This window comes from Terriglobus sp., from assembly GCF_965201105.1.
Lineage (GTDB): Bacteria > Acidobacteriota > Terriglobia > Terriglobales > Acidobacteriaceae > Terriglobus.
On sequence record NZ_OZ241741.1, the window covers coordinates 3443826 to 3461557 of the forward strand.

Annotated in this window: 11 protein-coding genes; 6 read left to right on the plus strand and 5 right to left on the minus strand. The window is 64.4% G+C overall.

The window, feature by feature from the left end; translation table 11 throughout:
• Window positions 1-56: 56 nt before the first annotated feature.
• The gene (locus tag ACOFKT_RS15245) at window positions 57-941 is read left to right on the plus strand and encodes a DMT family transporter (RefSeq protein WP_419804838.1); all 885 of its coding nucleotides are present in this window, start codon (window positions 57-59) and stop codon (window positions 939-941) included.
• Here the strand turns inward: ACOFKT_RS15245 and ACOFKT_RS15250 are convergent.
• Window positions 931-2982, minus strand: coding sequence for an ATP-dependent DNA helicase (locus ACOFKT_RS15250; RefSeq protein WP_419804839.1), 2052 nt, complete (start codon window positions 2980-2982; stop codon window positions 931-933). The genes ACOFKT_RS15245 and ACOFKT_RS15250 overlap by 11 nt on opposite strands.
• 97 nt (window positions 2983-3079) lie before the next feature.
• Between ACOFKT_RS15250 and ACOFKT_RS15255 the strand changes: the two genes are divergently transcribed.
• On the plus strand, window positions 3080-3772 hold the full coding sequence (locus ACOFKT_RS15255; RefSeq protein ID WP_419804840.1) for a hypothetical protein: 693 nt from the start codon (window positions 3080-3082) through the stop codon (window positions 3770-3772).
• 90 nt (window positions 3773-3862) lie between these two features.
• Here the strand turns inward: ACOFKT_RS15255 and ACOFKT_RS15260 are convergent, their stop codons facing one another.
• Window positions 3863-4165, minus strand: coding sequence for a HigA family addiction module antitoxin (locus ACOFKT_RS15260; protein WP_419804841.1), 303 nt, complete (start codon window positions 4163-4165; stop codon window positions 3863-3865).
• A 19-nt stretch (window positions 4166-4184) separates the two neighbouring features.
• Complete coding sequence (locus tag ACOFKT_RS15265; protein WP_419804842.1) at window positions 4185-4463, minus strand: type II toxin-antitoxin system RelE/ParE family toxin; 279 nt, start codon at window positions 4461-4463, stop codon at window positions 4185-4187.
• Between the two features lie 85 nt (window positions 4464-4548).
• Here ACOFKT_RS15265 and der point away from each other — a divergent pair, with 85 nt between their 5' ends.
• Window positions 4549-6456 carry a ribosome biogenesis GTPase Der gene (der, locus tag ACOFKT_RS15270; protein ID WP_419804843.1) on the plus strand — a complete coding sequence of 636 codons (1908 nt, stop codon included), beginning with the start codon at window positions 4549-4551 and terminating at the stop codon, window positions 6454-6456.
• A 52-nt stretch (window positions 6457-6508) separates the two neighbouring features.
• Window positions 6509-6922 (plus strand): hypothetical protein, encoded by a 414-nt coding sequence (locus tag ACOFKT_RS15275; protein ID WP_419804844.1) that lies wholly within the window; start codon window positions 6509-6511, stop codon window positions 6920-6922.
• A gap of 32 nt (window positions 6923-6954) precedes the next feature.
• Here ACOFKT_RS15275 and ACOFKT_RS15280 read toward each other — a convergent pair whose 3' ends face one another.
• A complete protein-coding gene (locus tag ACOFKT_RS15280) occupies window positions 6955-7476 on the minus strand; it encodes a GNAT family N-acetyltransferase (RefSeq protein WP_419804845.1) in 522 nt (173 codons plus the stop codon).
• 61 nt (window positions 7477-7537) lie between these two features.
• The gene (locus ACOFKT_RS15285; protein WP_419804846.1) at window positions 7538-10357 is read right to left on the minus strand and encodes a carboxypeptidase regulatory-like domain-containing protein; all 2820 of its coding nucleotides are present in this window, start codon (window positions 10355-10357) and stop codon (window positions 7538-7540) included.
• A gap of 219 nt (window positions 10358-10576) precedes the next feature.
• Here ACOFKT_RS15285 and ACOFKT_RS15290 point away from each other — a divergent pair, with 219 nt between their 5' ends.
• Window positions 10577-12250, plus strand: a complete 1674-nt coding sequence (locus tag ACOFKT_RS15290) for a deoxyribodipyrimidine photo-lyase (RefSeq protein WP_419804847.1) — start codon at window positions 10577-10579, stop codon at window positions 12248-12250.
• Window positions 12251-12485: 235 nt separating this feature from the next.
• Window positions 12486-17732: a choice-of-anchor D domain-containing protein gene (locus ACOFKT_RS15295; RefSeq protein ID WP_419804848.1), complete on the plus strand. Its 5247-nt coding sequence runs from the start codon at window positions 12486-12488 to the stop codon at window positions 17730-17732.

Genomic DNA, 17732 nt, shown 5'->3' on the forward strand with positions numbered 1-17732 from the left:
TTCTGCACAACAGCCCGCAGGCGCTTCGGGTTCAGCGCAACCCTATGAAGCGGACGATGTCACATCTGCAGGCAGCCGGCCTGGCGCTGGCCGGGTACACGCTCTGGGTCTTGTGCGATGTGTGCCTGAAGTTCGCGGGTGCTTCAAACCTGCCGCGCCTGGAGGTGATCGCGCTGGTGGGGCTTGCGGCGGCTGTGCTGATTGTTTTGGGCGCTGCGGTTCGCGGTGAGTTTCGCGCGTTGTGGCCGCGGCATCCGCTGCCGCAGGCCTTGCGGTCTCTGCTCGATCTGGGCAACAACCTTTGCGTGCTGATCGCGCTGCAGCACATGCCGCTGTCGATGTTCTACATCCTGATCTTTCTGTCGCCGCTGGTTGCCGCGGTGCTGGCGCGCGTGTGGCTGCGGGAGGCGCTGCGCTGGCAGCAGATGTTCGCGCTTCTGGTTGGCTTCGCCGGCGTGATTGTCGCGGTTAATCCGTTCGGGGCCGCGCACCAGGCGGATCGCATCGGCTATGGTGCGTGCCTTGTGTGCGTCGCCTGCTTTTCCGCCAACATGGTCTGGTCGCGCCGCATGACCCAGACCGAATCGGCCAGCAGCATGACCTTCTTCTCAGGCCTGGTCATTGCGCTCGTTGCGGGCGTGTACACGGGGCGGCACGCCCAACCGGTTTCCCTGCGCATGACGGGCGCAATTGCCGCGATCGCCTTTTTCGGCGTGCTCGGCAATCTGTGCTTTTTCTTTGCGCTGCGCGCTGCGAGAACCGCGTATGTGTCGCAGTTTCACTACAGCCAGCTGCCCACGGGCGCTCTGATCGGCTTCATGATCTGGCGCGAGCGGCCAACGCTGGCCATGGCGCTCGGCGCGATCCTGATTGTCGCCGCCGGCATGTATACCGCGGCGGCGGCGGCGGAAACGCAACAACCTGTCGCGCTCAGCGGGTGACGGCGGCGTCCTTCGGCTGCAGGAAAAATCGCTCCACATCATCAATGTTCTGCGTGATGCGGTACGGCGGCAGGCTGTCCAGAAACACCTTGCCGTAACTCTGGCGTTGCACGCGGTTGTCCAACAGGACCAGCACGCCACGGTCGGTGGCGGAACGGATCAGGCGCCCGAAGCCCTGCTTGAGCGTGATGACCGCCTGCGGAATCTGCAGGTCATAGAACGGCTTGCCGCCAGCCCGCTCCACTGCCTCCATCCTCGCCTGGACGACCGGATCGCTCGGCACGGCAAAGGGCAACCGGTCGATGATGACGCAGCTCAGTTGCTCGCCCTGCACGTCCACGCCCTGCCAGAAGCTCGACGTGCCGAAGAGCACCGCGTTCGGCGTGGTGCGGAACTCATCCATCAGAGCCTTGCGTGGCGCGGTGCCCTGCAGCAGCAGCGGAAACGGCAGTTCAACCAGCATGCGCTCGTACATCTCACGCATCTGCGCGTAGCTGGTGAAGAGGCAAAAGGCGCGGCCGCGCGAAAGCTCCAGAACGCGGCGCATGCGCTCGGCGGCCTGTGGCGTGTAGTTGGCGTCGCGCGGGTCGGGCAGGTACGGCGGCAGGTACAGCAGCGCCTGCTTGCCGTATTGAAAATGCGAGGGCACGGTGAGCTCGCGGGCACCGACCAGCCCCAGCCGCTTTGCGATGTGGTCGAAGCCGCCCTGCACCGTGAGCGTGGCGCTGGTGAGCACGACCGTGCTGAAGTTGGCGAAGAGCTGCGTTTGCAGGATCTCGGACACGTCAATGGGCGTAGCCTGCAGGTGGGTGTGGAAGCTGGGCGCCGTGCCGGGTGCTAGCCGAGAAGCATTCTTCACGCCGCCGGCCGCGCGGCGCTCGATCCAAAAGACCGTGTTCGGATCGTCGGACTCCATCAGGAAGCGCGTGCTCAGCCGCAGGTCCTGTGCGCGGCGGCGCAGGCCGGCGGACTCGTCCACGTCCTTCAATCGCTCGAGTTCGTCGAAGAGCCGCTCCAGCGCGACGGTGAATGTTGCATAGTGCTCGCCGCGCTCCTCCAGAAACCCGGCGCGGTCCTGAAAAGGTTGGCGGCCGATCGTGCCAGCGGCTTGCGGCAAGGTGCCAAAGAACATGCGCGAGCGTTCGCGGAGCATGTTCGTCGCGTTCTGCACGCCGTCGACTGAGACCTTTTTCGCTTTCAGCAGCAGCTCCGTGTCGCGCGCCAGTTCCTCGCATCGCTGCTGTGACACAGCGACGCCAAAGTACTCGCTTGCCACGTGCTCCAGTTCATGCGCCTCATCGAAGATGACCGCCGCGGCTTCCGGAAGCACGCCCGCGTCGGGCGCTCCAGCGGCTTGCTGCTTGATGTTGAGGTCCGCAAAAAACAGGTGATGGTTGACGATGATCAGGTCGCTCTCAAGCGCTCGCTTGCGCATCTGCGTGATCCAGCACGGCTCGAAGTTGGGGCAGGTTTGGCCCAGGCAGGCCTCGCTGCGCGCATCCAGCTTGCTGAACAGCAGCGACGGCTCAGGCAGCCCAGCAATCTCCGCGCGGTCGCCGGTCGCGGTGTCCTTTTCCCAATCGCGGATGATGTGGAACTGCTGCACCTCGGCGGGCTCGCTTAGCAACGGCGCGGCTTGCAAAGCGTACAGCTTCTGCTTGCAGATGTAGTTGCCGCGGCCCTTCATATACGTCACGCGCAGCGGCCCGAGCAGAGACTCCAGAAAGGGGATGTCCTTGAAAAAGAGCTGCTCCTGCAAATTTTTCGTGCCGGTCGAGACGATCACGCGTTTGCCCTGATCACGTGCGACACGCAGCGCGGGCAACAGGTAGGCGAGCGTCTTGCCCGTTCCGGTGCCGGCCTCCACGATCAGGTGGCGGCGCTCCTCCAACGCCTTCTCGACCGCCTTTGCCATCTCAAACTGCCCCGGCCGGTGCTCATAGCTGAGCGACGACCCCGCAAGGACGCCGCCCGGCGCAAAGAACTCGCGCAGGGTGGGCAGAGCGTCTGCTCGGGTTGGGGCGCTGGTGGCGGCTGGCATGCGAAGAAGAGGCGAACCCCTTTTCTATCTTAGTGGCGTACATCCGCATGCCTATACCGGGCGCATCCATGCGAGAGCAAAACTTTGGAGGAACAGAATGGTTCGGCAGTGCAGTCTTGTGGTGTTGCTCACGCTTGCCTTGGGCACAGGTGTACCCGGGATCGCCCAGAGCGGAAACGAACAGCCGTTTCCCCGGTTCGTCACGAAACAAGGCAAGCTTGACAGCGACGGGTTCCCCGTTTCCGGAGCCAGGCTGTGCCTGTTGCCGGAGCAGACCACGTGCTACACCATGCCGTCCCAGCCGATTCCGGGTGGTGGTGGCAAGTATGACTTCGGGCTTTCGCCACGCAGTGACAAACATGCACTGCCAAACGGGGGCGCATGGACGCTCTTTGCCGCGACGTTCAACGCGGGTGGCAGCGGTTCGCTGACGCGGTTTGCCCTGCTGCGCGTCACGCCAGAACGAACACTGCAGAATCTGCTGCCGGACGTGGCGCTGGTGGATGAGGGTGAGGCGGCGCTTTGGGATGCCGGCTCCGCGTCACCCTTTCCGTTGTTGGTGACCGCAGAACCCTACTGGGACATGGACCACGGCGAATCGCATTTTGAGGCCCACCGGCAGACGGTGCAGGCGTGGAAATTCAACCCGCAGACAAACCAGTATGTGTCTGTTCTGAGGTACCGGACCACGCAGAAGTACGGTGGCGACGACGGAAAACCGGCGACGACGGTTGGACCACTTACGGGCGAACGAGCCCGTGTACTGCAGCAGGTGACGGCAAAGCCGTAATTGCCTGCGCCCGGCCGCCCTTGCCAGAAGCTGCGTCCCGTCCTATTTCAGAAACGTTTGCCGGTTCACGAGTGCGCACCTTTGCGATCGCTAAGCAGCAACCGCCGTCCGAGTGGCCTTACGACGTGATGCGGATCGAATAGGCTTCGCAGCGTAACGTGCCTGCCACAAGTCGTACTGCATCTGCAGCTTGAGCCACATCTCTGGCGTGGAATTCGGGAAAGCTTTCGACAGGCGCAGAGCCATGGATGCAGTCACGCTCGCATGCCCGTTCAGGATGCGCGACAGCGTTTGCCGAGTGACCCCCAGCCGGCTCGCGAGATCGGCCTGGACCAGGCCTTGGCTGATGTCTCGCAACACTTCTCCGGGATGGCTGGGATTGTGCAGATGCATATGCCACTCCTTGGCAGCTTCAGTGGTAATCCTGGTAATCCGTAAGCACTGCGTCTTCTCCTTCAAAAACAAACGTGAGACGCCAGTTTTTATTGACCTTGATGGCAAAGTGTCCGGCTAGCCCTGCCTGTAGCGGATGCCAATCCCAACCGGGCTGGTTTATCTCTTCGGGACGGCTGGCAACGTTCAAAGCGGAGAGCTGAATGGTGAGGCGCCTGGCGTGATCGGGAACAATGCCCGCTTTGGAACCCGTAAGGAAGAACTTTTCCAGTCCGGCATGCCGGAATGACTTGATCACCCGCCCAATGTAACGTGTCGCGTTACACGTTGCAAGCAGCCGGCGTGCCTACACTGCTACCCTTGAAGACGGCAGGGTTTGGCAAATGGCTCCTGAAAAGAAGCGGCTTGGGAAAAAGCATCGGGCTGCGCAGACGCGGCCCCACAAGGGCGCGACGCCCAAAGGTGCGAAAGCATCTACCGGCGCGCTGAGTGGAGCCTCGCCCAAGGGCCGCAAGGCCGCGGCGGCGAAAAAGGCTGCCGCGTTCAGCAAAAGCAAGGTTCGCACGCAATCGCCGGAGCGCCAGCGTGGCCGCTCCGTCACCGGCGCGCAAATGGCGCCGGGAGCGCTGCCTGCAGAATCACGGCCTGTTTCCAACCGGCCCGCGCGTGGCGAGCGTGGCATGGCATCCAACGCCGCGCCCAGGCATGACGAACCGCACGGGTTGCACCGCGGGGTCCACTCGGCCGCGCTGAGCGATCCGGAAACGGAGAACGCGCTTGCCGCCATGCTGCCGCTGATTGAAGAAGCGCAGCGGCCCAGCGACAGCATTGCCGCGCCGCTGTTCGCGATCTGCGGGCGCCCCAACGTCGGCAAATCCACGCTATTCAACCGGCTCACCGGCACGCGCCGCTCCATCGTGGGCGACGAGCCGGGCATTACCCGCGACCGCATCTACGGCGAGGTCGACTGGGACGGCCGCCTTCTGCGCATTGTCGACACCGGCGGCGTGGTGCCCGACGATGAAGCGCTCATCCCGAGCGAAATTTTCCGGCAGGCACAGGTCGCGCTCGACGAAGCACAGGCCATCGTCATGGTGGTGGACGGCCGCAGCGAACTGGCCGCGCCGGACCTGGAGCTGTCGCGCCTGCTTCTACGCTCCGGCAAGCCGCTCTTTCTGGCCGTGAACAAGATGGACACGGAAAAGATCACGCCGCAGGCAGAGAACTTCCGGACGCTCGGCTTTAAGGAGGTCTTCCCGATCAGCGCAGAGCACGGCCTGGGCGTGGGCGAACTGCTGGACGCGGTCTCTGCCGCGATGCCCGACCTGGAACCCGAAGAGGCTGCGGAACTCGACGACGTGTGGGAGGGCGAAGCCGAGCTGGATGAAAACGGCGAGGAGAAGCCGCGCGAACGCAGGCTGCGCTCCCACGGCGAGCACGTCAGCCGCGAAACCAGCATCGCCATTATTGGCCGGCCCAACGTTGGCAAATCGACGCTGCTCAATGCCCTGACCGGCACCGGCCGCGCCATCGTCTCGCCCATCGCGGGCACCACGCGCGACGCGGTGGACGAAACGGTCGAGCGCGACGGTCACCGCTTCCGCTTTGTGGATACCGCCGGCATCCGCCGCAAGGGCAAGACCACGCTAATGGCCGAGAAGCTTTCCGTGATCATGGCACGCAAGCACCTGGAAGCCGCTGACGTGGCGCTGCTGATCATCGACGCCACCGAGGGCGTGACCGGCCTGGACGCCAACATCGGTGGCTACGCGCATGAGAGCGGGCGCAGCGTCGTCATCGTCGTAAACAAGTGGGACGCCGTGACCACCGAGCGCGAGCAGCGCATCGCGGCCGGCGAAGAGAACGTGCCCGCCCCCGCGGATAAGAAGGTCTACACCGAGCAGGTGCGTGACGCGCTGAAGTACCTGGATTACGCACCGCTTCTCTTCATCAGCGCGCGTGAGGGCATCAACGTCGACGAGGTCTTCAAGAAGGTGCAACTTGTCGCGCGCGAGCGCCGCCGCCGCATTTCCACCGGCCAGATGAACAAGTTCCTGGACGGCATCGATTTCGAGCGCGCCGGCGTTCCATACAACAAGCGCGTGCGCATTTATTACATGACGCAGGCCGCCGTGGCGCCACCCACGTTCGTGCTTTTCACCGACCGCGATGTGCGGCTGCACTTCAGCTACGAACGCTTTCTGCAGAACCTGATCCGCGATCGCTGGAAGTTCATCGGCTCGCCGATCTGGTTCAAGGTGCGGCCGCGTAACAAGAAAAAGAATGATTGAGCATTAGAACCTTCCAATTCACGAATTCTCACGCCTGCGAACAGGAGTCGAGATGAACCGGACCAATTGGATTATTTTCTCCATCGGCATGTCGGGGTTTTTCGCGTCGGGCCCGTTCTGCTTGCCCAACGCGAGCAGACATCCCTGGCTCATGGCCATCCCGGCGAGCTTTCTGTTGTTAACCCTGCTAAGCAGCTTAGGTGCCCTGATTTGGGGATCGATCCGGGATGCAAGGAACCGCCGTCACGGTGTTCCGATGGTCGGCCGTGTCATCCACGCGCGGCAAGCTGGTTACACAAATAGTGTTCCCACCTGGGACGTAGAAGCCTTACTCCCGGACGGCACCGCAACCCGCCTGCAGGTAGACCGCAGATTTCCATTCACGCCTGGCGAATCAATCTCCCTGATCGTGAACCCGCAGGATTCGCAACATGCGGCCCTACCCCGAGTGAACAACGACTTCTAAATGCAACACGGCTACGCGACGGGCACTCGGCGCTACAAAGGTTTCGCCATGACCGCATCATGGTGGGTCGTTGCGCCCACGGTGAAGAATCGCTCGCCGATCTGGGTAAAGCCGGCCTTTTCATAGAACCGGATCGCGCCAAAGTTCTCGCCATACACGCCCAACAGCAGGCGTTTGTAGCCAAGCTCGCGCGCCGACACGATTGCCTGGTCCATCAGCGCGCGTCCAATGCCGAGCCCCTGGAACCGGTACAGCAGGTAGATGCGCCGCAGCTCGTAGTCGTCTGGAGTCGTGTCGATTGGAAAGTCCGGGGCGGTACACACGGTGTAGCCCACCGGGGCATTGCCGGGCGCCATCTCCGCGACATAAATGCGGTTTTCCGGCGCGGCGAGATACTCCGCGTATTTCTCGACCGAGTGATTCTTTTGCCAGTGTGCCAGGATGTCCGGACCGTCCAGCACATCCGCAAACGCCTCTAAAAAGCTTGCGCCTCCAAGCAGCGAAAGCATCGGTTCATCACCGGCAACGCACCGGCGCAGAGTGAAATCAGCCATAGCTTCAGCATAGCGAGTTGGTGCCGCAGAACATTACCTGCGATTGACCACAACTACTGCGCTAAAACCGGAACGCAGTTCGTAACAGCACGGTGCGGTTCGCGGCGGAGTTGTTGAAAAACGTTCCATCGAGCGAGATGGAATTGCCAAAGAACGGCGAGGTCAGCACGCCGATCGGCACCGCGCCGTTGGTGTGATTGAAGACGTTTTGCGCTTCCACTGAAAAGCTGAGTTGGTATGCCGGGTCCGGCTTTGGAGCGGGTCCGCCTGGTTTTGCCCCAGCATCGGCCGGCGCAGGCGACGCTGCCGCTACAGGCGCGGGCCGAGGACCGAACTTGAACGTCTTCTGCGCCTCAAGCTGCAAGGACGCGAACGCCGGACCGGTGCCGTAGTCGAACGGAATGATGCGCTGACCGGGCTGCGGCGACAGGTCGAAGTTGCCGAAGCGCGTGCGCACGACCGAGCTTCGCGACAGGTCTGTCGCAAAGGCGGGGCGATCGTTATAGATGGAATCCCCGTTGTTATCGCTTCCCGTTGTGATGTTGAACGGTGCACCCGCGATCGCGATCAGGAACGGACTCAGGCTGAACCCATAGGGCAAAGTGATGTTGCCGCCCAGGAACAGGCGTTGCGTCCGGTTGAACGCGGGCCGGCCATCATCCTGCGAAAGATCGTAGGAGTTCGACGCGAACGCCGCCGGTCCATTGGTGTTGGACCGGAAGTGCTGAACGACATAAAACCCGAACAGGCTAATCTGCTTGATCGGCTGGTAGTTCGGGTTCACGAAGAAGATGTCGCCGTTGCCGGACGCCTCCGCAGCGTATTCATACCGGTTCGCGGTGCTGCCAAACGGACGCGTTCCGCTGCCCGGCACCGCAGGGTCATATGTTCCTGGCAGCGGCGCATTTGCGTTGATCGAAACGTACTGGTGGACCGAGCGAATGTTGAGGTACGTGGCGGCGATGTTGCCCTTCTTACCCAAGCCGCGCTCAATGCCAATGCCGGATACGATGTCGTACTGGTTGCGAAGCCCGGGCTGCAGGCTGTACGTGGTTGAGGGTATGCCGCCCAGTGAGGAAACCGGCGGCACGGTTGGGAAGGTATTCGGTTGCTGCAGGTAGTAGGCCTGCTGATTCAACCCGTTCTGCCGTACGGTCTGCAGCAGTGTGGCACCGTCCAGCCGCTCGTAGAACAGGCCGGTACCGCCGCGCACCGTGAACCATGCCGGCTTCTTCTCACCCTGGTGCACTGCCCACGCGAACCCGATCCGCGGTGCAGGATCGGTGTGATCGGGCACGCCGAACTGGCTTTCATAACGCAAGCCCAGGTTCACCGTCACGCTCTTGGAGACCTTCCACTCATCATCGGCGTACACGCCCAGGTCGCCCGTCAGTTCGACTGCATTCGGCCTGCCTGCGGTCAAATTGAACTGCGACGCGCCGCCGCCCTGCGCGCGTATTTGCGCCCCGCTCAGTCCCGCCGCAATGCCGCGCTGCGTGATCTGGTATGTGGCCAGGTCCGGGAAAATGTATTGCCCGTTGTAGTTCGCGGTGGATACGTTGCTGTCGCGCAATACACGGTAACGACCACCCGCGCGAATGAAGTGCTTGCCGCGCTCCAGCGAGAAGTAATCCTGAAACTCGTACCGGTCCTGGTTGTCCTGCGAGTTCTGCAGATTGGAACCGCCGCCATTGAACGCGCCCTGCACAATCACCGTGGGCGTGTGGTCGACGGAGTTCTGTGCCGCCCGCGTGCGCACATATTGAAAGCGCGTCTCGTTCACCCGGTGCGCGCCGATGATCTGCGTGTCGCCCAGTTGCAGCGTCTGCGTGGCCGTCGCGCTGTTGTAACCTTCGCTGGGCAGTGTTAACAAACCAACGCCGGCGTTAGTCAGGTCGTTGCTGTTGTATTCATAGCGCGACGTGAAGGTGTTATTCGTGGACATCTGCCGGTCCAGGCGAACGGAGTAGTTATGCCGGCGGTCCGGGTTCGGCACCGCCTGTGACAGCTGGGTTTGCGAAAGGTTCGCGTCCAGAACCACGGCATTCACGACCGCGTTGTTTTCCGCATCGTTGTAGTTGGCAGAAGCGAAGAACGAGGTCTTCTTGCCGATGGGACCGCTCACATTTCCATCGACAAAGATCGTGTGATACGGCGGCTGCTCGCCGGTAAACGGATTGCGCGAGTTGAAGGCGCGATCGTTGCCCTGCACCTGCACGAAACCATGGAATTTGTCGCTGCCCGGCTTGGTAAAGATCTCAATGCGACCAAAGCCCAGCTCGTCGTACTGCGCCGAGTACGGATTCTGGTTGATGCGCACCTCGCGAATGGAGCTTTTGGGTGGAAACCTGCCGCCGGAAAAGCCGTCCACATAGACCTGTGGCGCGTGCTGGCCGTCGCCCCCGGCAATGGCCTGCAACTGCTGCTGCAGGGTGGCATCATCGTCGGAAAGCGCGTCCAGTTGCTCCTTTTTGAATACAAGCGCGCTGCCATTCGAGGCGGCGCTGGTATCCGCTTCATTTGCCTGGACGGTGACGACCTCGTTCTGCGATGCGACCAGCAACGTGACCGCGAGCAGCGGTGTGCGCGCGCTCACCGTGAAGCTCTCGCGGGCATACGGCTCAAAGCCTTCGGCCGTGATGGCAAGCCGGTACAGGCCCGGCGGCAACGGCACAGAGAATCGACCGGACGCATCGGTGCGCCCGTCAACCTTGGCGCTGCCGTTCTCCAAGTGGATCAACGCACCGGTAATCTTTGCTCCGGATCGGTCGGCGACCGTACCGCTTACTGTCGCGGTGGCGGGCACGGAGGTTTGCGCGGCCGCGGCGCACAGCGACGATCCCGCCAAGCCTGCTGCGAAGACGATCCCGCGCTTCAGCATGGGAGGGCAAACAACGTTGTCATGATTCCTATTGGACTTTCTTCTCGATGGAATGGAATCGGAAATGTTTCGGGACAAGTTAGTTCGGCATCGGTCCGCATCCCAAGCTACATGGCCGCCAGTAAGACAAAACCGAAGACAGATAGAAAGCCTGCGAAGCACACGAAGACACAGGCCGCGCCGCCGGGCGAGCCCGCACATGACGACGCCGCAGCAGGTATGAGCGAGCCCGATCCCACGGGCATTCCGCACCCCGCACGTGAAAAGGCCATCCACGCCGCCGCCAGCGTTCATGCGCAAGCCGAGCGCGTGAAAGCGGCGCGCGGTGCGGCAAAGAAAGGCGCATCCACCAAGCGCAGCAAGGCCGCACAGGGCTCAGAGCGCGAACGCCGTGAGGCCGAAGCCTACACCGCGCTTCCCCCTGACCTGCCCGAATCGCTGCGCCGCCTTGCCAGCAACGATCGCGTCACCGTTCGCCGTGACGGCGCGCCCAAAGCTGACGGCAAGGTCGTCGTCTACTGGATGCAGCGCGCGGAACGCGGCGTGGACAATCCCGCGCTCGATGTCGCTGTTGAGGTCGCCAACGAACTGGGCCTGCCGGTGGTCGCCTTCTTCAGCGGCGTCGCGAACTTTCCGCATGGTGTTCTACGCGGCTACGTCTTCCTGAACGAGGGCTTGCGCGATGTCGAGGAAGACATGGGGAAGCGCAACGTCAGCTTCGTCCTGCGCAACGCTCCCAACGAGGACCGCCTCCGCTTCTTTCATGACGTGCAAGCCGCCATTGTCATCGGCGATGAGAACCCCATGCGCGTGCCCGAGGGCTGGCACCGCGAAGTGCAGCAGAAGTTCGACGGACCGTACTGGTCCGTGGACGCCGACGTGATCGTGCCGACGAAGCGCTTCGAGAAAGCACCCTATGCCGCGTATACCGTGCGCGGCCGGCTTTGGAAGATGCTGCCCGAGTACCTGGAAGAGTCCACCAACCCCAGCGCAAAGCATGCCTGGACAAAGCCGAAGGGCTTCCTGGCCGACGACCCGCACGACGACATGACCACCGGCTGGAAAGACCTGGACCGCAGCGTTGGCAAGGCGCCGGAGTTCACGGGTGGCGCGCACGCGGCACAGGCACGCCTGAAGCAGTTCGTCGAACACATGCTGCCCGGCTACGCGCACCTGCGCAACCATCCCGACACGGACGGCACCAGCGTGCTGTCGCCCTACCTGCATTTCGGCCACATCAGTCCGCTGCGCATCTACCTTGAGATCGAGCGCGCCGCCGGGAAGAACCCGCGCCTGCGCGAAAGCGCGGACAGCTTTCTGGATGAGCTCGTCACCTGGCGCGAACTTTGTATTGCCTGGGTCAAGTGGGACCCCAACTACGACAACCCGGAGACCGCCGAAGACTGGGCGCGCAAGACCGTCGCCGCGCACGCCGGAGACAAGCGCGACCAGCTTTACACCGCAAAGCAGATGGAGAACGCCGAAACCTACGACGAACTCTGGAACGCCGCGCAGCGCCAGATGGTGCGCCGCGGCTGGATGCACAACTTCATGCGCATGTACTGGGCCAAGAAGGTGCTGGAGTGGTCGCCGTCGAACGCCGAAGCCATGAGTACGTTGATCTACCTGAACGACAAATACTTCGTGGACGGCCGCGACCCCGGTGGGTACGCGGGCATTGCCTGGGCCATCTATGGCAAGTTCGACCGGCCCTGGGGCGAGCGGCCCATCTTTGGCAAGATTCGATACATGAGCGGCGGGAGCACTGGAAAGAAATTCAACTCCAAGGCATACATCGCTCAGAACCCGCCGTTTGGCGAGTCGAACGATGCCTCACCCAAGCCGATCGAACGTCCACGGACCCAGCGCGCCAAAGGCCAATTCGGTGCCTAGAACGTGACGCTACAACTTATGTGCGCGTGACAACGGGCTGAAGATCAGGGACACTTACGCCTAAGCGGCCGCAGCGCCGCGTGTGCTGTATATTCTGAGAGCTTTCTCACCAGACAAGCTGTGTTCCGGTATGCCGTGTGCAACGGCTCCATCACTGCCTGTGTCTTTCCGATCCGATTCCGCCCTCGTCCGTGCCGCGCGCTTCGCGCGCCTTTTGGCTTTTCTGTGCCTTCTGTTGGCCACGCTGGCCACGGCGCAACAGGTTTCGTCTGCGCCCGCTACCGAAGCGGCCTCGGCCCGTGCACGCGCGCAACGATTTGCGGACGCACGCCGCGGTTCCGGCACCCGCGAGCCCTCCGCCGACCTGCTGCACCACGCCCGTGAACAACGCGAACAGCTTGTGCAGCAACGCGAAAACGCACTCGCGACCGCATCCAGCCGTGGCCTGCAACGGGCGTCGCTCGCCGCCGCTGGCACGCCGCTCAATACCGCGTGGCAGCCCGTCGGCCCCATGCAGGTGCAGACCGCCGCATACGGCCTGGTCACCGGCCGCGTCTCCAGCATCGCCGTCGACCCGGCGGACAGCTCCGGCAACACCGTCTATCTGGGCACCACGGGCGGCGGCGTGTGGAAGAGCACCACTGCCGCGGGCTCCGTCTCATCCGTCCAGTTCACGCCGCTGACCGACAGCCTGCAGGCCTTCAGCGCCAACGCCGGATCGAGCGCAACGGCCAGCATCTCCATTGGTGCGGTCAGCGTGCAGCCGGGCGGCAGCGGCGTGGTGCTGGCCGGCACCGGCGACCCCAACGACGCGACCGACAGCTACTACGGCGCGGGTCTGCTGCGCTCCACCGACAACGGCGTGACCTGGTCGCTGGTGCAGCGTTCCAACGACGGCGCCGCGGGCTTTCACTCCTTCATCGGCGAAGGCTTCGCCGGATTTGCCTGGAGCACCGCATCCAGCAACCTCGTCGTCGCCGCGCTTTCTTCGTCCGCCGAAGGAGCGCAGGTGCAGGCCAGCAGCCTGGGTGCCAGCGTTCGCGGCCTGTACTACTCCACCGACGCCGGCGCCACTTGGCAGATGGCCATCCTGCAGGACGGATCGCAGGTCGTGCAAAGCGCGGCCACCGACTTCAGCACCTTTGAAGGCAACGCCGCCACCGCGGTCGTGTGGAACCCCGTCCGGCAGCGTTTCTACGCCGCCGTCCGCTTCCACGGCTACTACGAATCCGCCGATGGCCGCACCTGGACGCGCCTTGCCGCCCAGCCCGGCATCGGCCTCTCCACCAGCGCCTGCCCCGTGCGCGCCGGCAGCACTGGCCTCTCCAGCTGCCCCATCTTTCGCGGCGCACTCGCCGTTCAGCCGGCCTCCGGCGATCTGTTCGCGCTCACCGTCGGCAGCGGCAACACCGACACCGGTCTGTTCCAGGACGCCTGCAATCTGACCGGCTCCGCGTGCGCGAGCGCGGCCGTGCAGTGGTCCCGCCGACTGATCAGCACGCCTCTGGAAGACGGCACCAATGGAACCGCTGGCACGATCGCGCAGGCCGACTACAACCTGGCGCTGGCCGCCGTGCCCGCCGCCACCGCGCTCAACCAGAGCGACACGCTGCTCTTTGTGGGCACGGGCGACCTGTACCGCTGCAAGCTGAGCGACCCCAACGGATGCGTCCTGCGCAACACCACCAACGCGACCAACGGCTGCGCCGCGCCCGCACAGGTTGCGCCCTCGCAGCACAGCATCGCCTTCCAGACGCTCAGCAGCAACGCCGCTGCTCCGCTGCTCTTCTTCGGCAACGATGGCGGCCTGTGGCGATCCACCGACGGCGTCAACCAGCAGTCCACCTCCTGCTCCGCCGACGACGCGACCCACTTCAACAACCTGAACGGCGGCCTCGGATCGCTGGCTGAGGTGAGCGGCCTGAGTACCCACCCGACCGACGGCGGCATCGGCCTGGCCGCGCTTGGCGCACTCGGCTCTGCGGCCTCCACCACCTCCGCCGCGAACGCCAGCTTTCAAAGCGTGTGGACGCAGATGGGCACGGGCGAAAGCGCGAACGTGCAGATCGATCAAGCGGACCCGCGCAACTGGCTTGTGCAGTCCGGCTTTGGCGTCTCGCTCAAACTGTGCCAGAACGGCGCCGCCTGCACCGCCGCCGATTTCGCCGGCGTGCCCTCCATCGGCCCCGCGCAGGTCAATGGCGATGCCGAGCTCCAGGACGCACCCGCCATCCTCGACCCCACGCTCAACAGCAACGTTCTGGCCGGCACCTGCCGCGTCTACCGCGGCCCGGCAACTGGCGGCAGCACCTGGTCGGGCGCCAACGCCATCAGCGCGCCGCTCAGCGGTCCGGCTGGCGCGGCCTGCTCGGGCGCGAATGGCCTCATCCGCTCGCTCGCCGCGGGCGGCCAACAGGTGCTGACGGGCGCCTCGCAGACCAGCGGCTCCCCCGTCCTGTACGCCGGCATGGCGGGTACGGCGGATGGCGGTGGCAATGCCGCGGGCGGACACTTCTTCCGCACCCCGCAAGCGAATCTTGCTACCGGCGGCACCGTATGGACCGACGTTACCAACGGCACCGTCACCAATGACGCCACCCACAACGGCCGCTTCAACCCATTCGGCTTCGATGTTTCCAGCATCTCCATCGACCCGAACGACCCCACGGGCCGCACCGTCTACGCCACCGTCAGCGGCTTCAACTCGCCCGCCGTCTACCGCTCCCTCGACGGCGCGGCAAGCTGGACCAGCGTCACTGCAAACCTGCCGAACGCTCCCGCCAACGCCGTCCTCGTCGATCCAAATAACTCGAGCGTGGTCTACGTTGCCACTGACACCGGCGTCTATGTCGCGACCGACGTCACGTCGTGCCTCATCGTGAACGCGCAGTGCTGGAGCGTCTACGGCACCGGCCTGCCGCTCGCGCCAGCCGTCCAGCTCACCGCTTCCATCGCCTTTGCCGTACCCGGCAGCACACAGAACGGCGTTCTGCGGGTAGGCACGTACGGCCGCGGCATCTGGCAGATCCCGCTCATCACTGCGGGACAATCCGTGCTCCCCGTGGCCTCGCTTTCTCCCGGCTCGCTCACCTTCACCGCGCAGAACGTCGGCTACACCAGCGCGCCGCAAACCATCACCGTCACCAACGGCAGCCTCACGCCGCTGCTGCTCAGCCGCGTCGTGGCCAGCACTGGTTTCGTCTCCACGGTCGACTGCGTCGGCGTCCCGCTCGCGCGCGGCGCAAGCTGCACGGTGCAGGTCAGCTTTGCGCCGACCGCCGCCGGCGCTGTCACCGGCACGCTCACGCTCTATGGCAATGTGCTCGGCGGCTATGTCGTCGCGAGCCTATCCGGCACGGGCAGCGGCCAGGCAGCCATTACGCTCGCGCCGCCGTCGCTCAGCTTTGCCGACACGGCAGTCAAGGCAAGCAGCGCCGCGAAGACCATCACCCTTACCAACAACGGCAACGTGCCCACCAGCCTGCAGACGCCCACCGCCTCCGGCGACTACAGCGTCACGGCGAACACCTGCGCCGCCACGCTTGCGCCGTCGGCAAGCTGCACCTTTGGCGTCGTCTTCACGCCTACCGCTTCCGGCGTGCGCACCGGCACGGCGCAACTCGTCGACACTAACGGCACGCACACCGTGCCTCTCACCGGCAACGGCATCGCGGGCATTGCGTCGCTCTCGCCCGTCTCCGTCACCTTTCCGGATACGCCGCTGAGCGGCCTAAGTCCCGTGCGTACCGTCACCCTGCTGAACAGCGGCAACGGTCCGCTCGCGGTTGGCGCCATCACAGTCAGCGGCGACTTCGCCCAAACCAATGCCTGCGCCAACACGACGCTGACCTCCGGCCAAAGCTGCACGGTCAGCCTGACCTTCTCGCCCACCCGCGCCGGATCGCGTTCCGGCACCCTGGTCGTCGCGACGAATAGCAACGGCGATACCACCAGCACCGCCACCGTGGCGCTGCAGGGCAACGCGCAGGCCAGCTTCTCCGTCGTGCTCACGCCCACGTCGCTTCCCTTCGGCGCCGTCGCCGTGAACACCACCAGCGCGGTTCAGAACATCACGGTCAGCAACACCGGCTCGGGCAGCGGCGGTCTGGGCGCCGCTAGCACCACCGGCGACTTCAGCATTCGCGGCAACACCTGCGGCACCTCGCTTGCCACGCAGACCGGCTGCACCGTCTCCATCGTCTTCACGCCGTCGGCCTCCGGCGCGCGTACCGGCACCTTCAGCATCGCCACGGATGCCGGAGCGCAGACCGCGACACTTAGCGGAACGGGCACGCTACCCGCCACCGACATCCTGTCACCGCTCGCCCTTAGCTTCAGCGGCACCACGGTTGGCACCGCAGGCGCGGCGCAAGCCGTGAAGCTGACCAACGACGGCGATGTCGCGCTCACCCTCATCTCTGCCACCGTCACCAGCGGCGACTTCACCGCGGTCAACACCTGCGGGCCGTCGCTCGCGGCGCACAGCACCTGCAGCATCAACGTCACCTTCACGCCGAAGTCGGTAGGCTCGCAGACCGGCACGCTGGTCGTCTCCGACGTGGGCCGAGCGCAGGTTGTCACGCTCACCGGCTCCGCAATCGCCGCGGCAGGCGTCACGCTTGCGCCCGCTACCCTGAGCTTTCCGCAGACCGGCGTAGGCAACGCCACCGCACCCCAGATCGCCACGCTGACCAACAACGGCGGCGTTCCCCTCTCGCTCACCGGCATCACAATGACCGGCGACTTCGGCATGACCGCCGCCAATGGTGCCTGCACCAGCACCACCACGCTCGCCGTCGGCGGCAGCTGCCTGGTGCCCGTCGCCTTTGTACCTAAAGCAGGCGGCCCGCGCACCGGCACGGTCACCATCACCAGCAGCGCCAGCACGCAGACGCTCGCGCTCAGCGGCACCGGCATCGACTTCACCCTGGCTGCCAGCGGCGCAACCAGCGTGACGGTCGCGACCGGAAAAAGCGCCGTCTACCCGCTTCTGCTCACGCCCGCCACCGCCGGATCGCAGCCCGTCACCTTTACGTGCACCGGCGCGCCCGCCCACAGCAAGTGCACGGTGGTCTCCACCTACACGGACCTGTCCGCTACCAGCACCGTCTCTGTCACCGTGCTCACCGGCAGCTCCGCCGCGGTCCAGCGCGCCGCTTCGGACTACGCGGAGATGCCGCATCTGCATGGGTTCCGCACCGTGGCCTGGGCGTTGTTACTGCCATTGCTCGTGGTACCCGCGGCAGCTTCTCGCCGGCGTATTCCGGGGCTGCTGCTGCTACTTCTGCTGATTGGTACCACCGCACTTCAGGGTTGCGGCTCCGGTCGCAAAATTCCTGAAGACGGCACCGGGTCGGGTTCCGGCGGTGGCACGGCGTCCGGTACGGCGACCCCATCCGGCACCTATAGCGTGACGGTCACTGCTACCGCCGCCGGCCTGACGCGCCAGGTCTCGCTTACGCTGATCGTCACCGCGCAATAG

Excerpts from the sequence above, each read along its gene's own strand:
- ACOFKT_RS15245 (WP_419804838.1), top strand. The coding sequence starts at position 57 with ATGTCACATCTGCAGGCAGCCGGCCTGGCGCTGGCCGGGTACACGCTC.
- ACOFKT_RS15250 (WP_419804839.1), bottom strand. The coding sequence starts at position 2,982 with ATGCCAGCCGCCACCAGCGCCCCAACCCGAGCAGACGCTCTGCCCACC.
- ACOFKT_RS15255 (WP_419804840.1), top strand. The coding sequence starts at position 3,080 with ATGGTTCGGCAGTGCAGTCTTGTGGTGTTGCTCACGCTTGCCTTGGGC.
- ACOFKT_RS15260 (WP_419804841.1), bottom strand. The coding sequence starts at position 4,165 with ATGCATCTGCACAATCCCAGCCATCCCGGAGAAGTGTTGCGAGACATC.
- der (WP_419804843.1), top strand. The coding sequence starts at position 4,549 with ATGGCTCCTGAAAAGAAGCGGCTTGGGAAAAAGCATCGGGCTGCGCAG.
- ACOFKT_RS15275 (WP_419804844.1), top strand. The coding sequence starts at position 6,509 with ATGAACCGGACCAATTGGATTATTTTCTCCATCGGCATGTCGGGGTTT.
- ACOFKT_RS15280 (WP_419804845.1), bottom strand. The coding sequence starts at position 7,476 with ATGGCTGATTTCACTCTGCGCCGGTGCGTTGCCGGTGATGAACCGATG.
- ACOFKT_RS15285 (WP_419804846.1), bottom strand. The coding sequence starts at position 10,357 with ATGCTGAAGCGCGGGATCGTCTTCGCAGCAGGCTTGGCGGGATCGTCG.
- ACOFKT_RS15290 (WP_419804847.1), top strand. The coding sequence starts at position 10,577 with ATGAGCGAGCCCGATCCCACGGGCATTCCGCACCCCGCACGTGAAAAG.